1 protein-coding gene is annotated in these 243 nt (G+C 26.3%); it reads left to right on the top strand.

What is annotated here, in order from left to right:
• Nucleotides 1–243: hypothetical protein (locus SB679_RS25945; protein ID WP_410705265.1), on the top strand; the 243-nt coding region annotated here is incomplete at both ends.

The following is a 243-nucleotide window of genomic DNA, read 5'->3' as shown; positions in this document are numbered from 1 at the left end:
AGCATTAACCTCACAAAACGTAGACTCTAAATTTGGCCTCGAAAAAGGGGTTTATAAAAAGAATTCAATTATATATTCTGCTGAAGAAGTAAAAAACAATGAGGTTATTGATAGAATTAATATAGTAAAAATGAAAGACCCAAAATCTCATCAATTATGGTATGATTTAGTAGAAAGTATAAACGCTGATCATAATTTCAAATTTATAAAAGCAATAATTGCTAAAAATAACGTAAATGTTTC

The sequence above is a fragment of the Chryseobacterium sp. SIMBA_029 genome, assembly GCF_046535275.1.
Taxonomy (GTDB): Bacteria; Bacteroidota; Bacteroidia; order Flavobacteriales; family Weeksellaceae; genus Chryseobacterium.
This window is presented reverse-complemented; position numbering and strand designations above follow the sequence as displayed.